At 75.7% G+C, this 1,614-nt stretch carries 2 protein-coding genes; one reads left to right on the top strand and one right to left on the bottom strand.

Features of this window, described 5'->3' with window-relative positions; all coding sequences use genetic code 11:
• Window positions 1-36: 36 nt before the first annotated feature.
• A complete protein-coding gene (locus tag ACFU7Z_RS39325; RefSeq protein WP_380782966.1) occupies window positions 37-357 on the bottom strand; it encodes a heavy-metal-associated domain-containing protein in 321 nt (106 codons plus the stop codon).
• A 231-nt stretch (window positions 358-588) separates the two neighbouring features.
• On the opposite strand from ACFU7Z_RS39325, the gene metF reads away from it, so the two are divergent.
• Window positions 589-1,614, top strand: a 1,026-nt coding sequence (gene metF / locus ACFU7Z_RS39320; protein WP_380782964.1) for a methylenetetrahydrofolate reductase [NAD(P)H], incomplete at its 3' end; no start/stop codon positions are given.

Below are 1,614 nucleotides of genomic sequence, written 5' to 3'. Positions count from 1 at the left end.
GGGTGGCGCCCTCCCGTCCGGGCCGACCTCGGAGGCTTAGCCCTCCATGCGGCCGACCAGCTCGTAGCCGGCCTCGTCGACGGCGGCGGCCACGGCGGAGTCGGCGAGCGGCAGGGTGCTGCCGACGGTGACCCGGCCGGTGGCGAGGTCCACGGCGACCTCCTCGACGCCGTCGAGCTTCTTCAACTCGGCGGTCACCGAGGAGACGCAGTGGCCGCAGGTCATGCCCTTCACCTGGAAGACCGAGGTCAGGCCGGACTCGGCGGCCGGGGCCGCGCCGGCGCCGGTGCCGCACGAGCCGCAGCAGGAGGTGGCCTCGGCGGCGGCGGACTCGACGGTGACGGTGGTCTCGCTCATGGGTGTGCTCCTGTCGTGGTGCCCGGCGCCGGCCGGACTGCCCGGGCGGCTGCTTCAGTTCGAACATACCATACCCCCCTAGGGTAATTACTAGAGCTGCCGGGGCACCTTCCACCGCCCGGACGGGGCCGTCAACGACCCGCTGTGACAGTCCTGTTGCGGGTGCCGGGGCAGGGTGGAGGAGCTCCCCCGCATCCCCGGACGACCGACCCCACCACCTGAGGTGAACCCATGGACCACACCACCCGGCGCACCCCGCGCGGCCTGCGCGACATCCTCGCGGCCGGCGAACGGACCTACTCCTTCGAGTTCTTCCCCGCCAAGGACGAGGCCGGCGAACGCGCCCTGTGGGCGGCGATCCGGAGGGTGGAGGCGGTCGCGCCGACCTTCGTCTCGGTCACCTACGGCGCCGGCGGCTCCTCGCGCGACCGCACCATCGGCACCACCGAACTGATCGCCGCCCAGACCACCCTGCGCCCGGTGGCCCACCTCACCGCCGTCGGCCACTCCACCGCCGAACTCCAGGCCGTCCTACGGCGCTACGCCGACGTCGGCATCCGCGACGTCCTCGCCCTGCGCGGCGACCCGCCGGGCAACCCCAACGGCCGCTGGGAGCCCCACCCGCAGGGCCTGCGCTACGCGGCCGAACTCGTCCGACTCGTCAAGGAGTGCGGCGCGTTCACCGTCGGTGTGGCCGCCTTCCCCGAGCGCCACCCGCGCTCGGCGGACTGGGACGACGACATCCGGCACTTCGTCGCCAAGTGCCGGGCCGGCGCCGACTACGCCGTCACCCAGATGTTCTTCGACGTCGAGCACTACCTGCGGCTGCGCGACCGGCTGGCCGCGGCCGGCTGCGCGACCCCGGTCATCCCCGAGATCATGCCCGCCACCGACGTACGCCAGATCAGCCGCTTCGCCGAACTCAGCGGCGCCTCCTTCCCCGCCGGACTGGCCCGACAACTGGAGGCGGCCCGCGGCGACCGGGCGACCGCCCACCGCATCGGCGTCGACCACGCCACCAGGATGGCGGAACGCCTCCTCCACGAGGGCGCGCCCGGCCTCCACTACATCACCCTGAACCGCTCCACCGCCGCCCTGGAGATCCACCGCAACCTCGCCCTCACCCCCGCCCCCCCCCCCCCCCCCCCCCCCCCCCCCCCCCCCCCCCCCCGCGGGGCCCCCCCCCCCCCCCCCCCCCCCGGGGCCCCCCCCCCCCCCCCCCCCCCCCCCCCCCCCCCCCCCCCCCCCCCCCCCCCC

It is taken from the genome of Kitasatospora sp. NPDC057518 (genome assembly GCF_042802075.1).
Taxonomy (GTDB): Bacteria; Actinomycetota; Actinomycetes; order Streptomycetales; family Streptomycetaceae; genus Kitasatospora.
Note: the sequence above shows the minus strand (reverse complement) of the source record. Positions and strands in the feature narration are given on the sequence as shown.